This window comes from Glutamicibacter sp. JC586 (assembly GCF_009805585.1).
Lineage (GTDB): Bacteria > Actinomycetota > Actinomycetes > Actinomycetales > Micrococcaceae > Glutamicibacter.
Window position 1 is genome coordinate 1 of record NZ_VHIN01000016.1, and the last position, 458, is coordinate 458.

Annotated in this window: 1 pseudogene; it reads left to right on the forward strand. The window is 52.4% G+C overall.

What is annotated here, in order from left to right:
- Positions 1-66: 66 nt before the first annotated feature.
- A pseudogene (locus FJV47_RS11915) lies at positions 67-458 on the forward strand (transposase); the annotation flags it as partial.

The following is a 458-nucleotide window of genomic DNA, read 5'->3' on the forward strand; positions in this document are numbered from 1 at the left end:
AAAGTAGTCCAGTGACTATGTGAGTACTCGTGTCCGACAATGGACACAGGAGGAATCACAGAAACAATGGCACGCAGACACACACCAGATCAGGTCATCGCTAAAGTCCGTCAAGGACAAAAGATGCTCAACGACGGACACTCGATGATCGAGGTCATCAAAGAACTGCAGATCACTGAAGCGACCTGGTACCGGTGGATCAACCAGTACGGGACCGAGAAAAACGCTGAAGCCAGCAAACGTACCAAAGAGCTAGAGAAGGAAAACGCGCGCCTCAAGAAGCTGCTCGCTGATCAGATGCTCGCCAACGACATCCTTACCGAGGTAGCCAAGGGAAAATTCTAAGCCCCGAACCACGCCGCCGTGCTGTCCGGATGGCGATGGATAAATTCACCGGCGTCCGAACGCTTCGCTTGCCAAGTTCTGGGTCAGAACCGCTCTGCACTACGTAAGAAAAA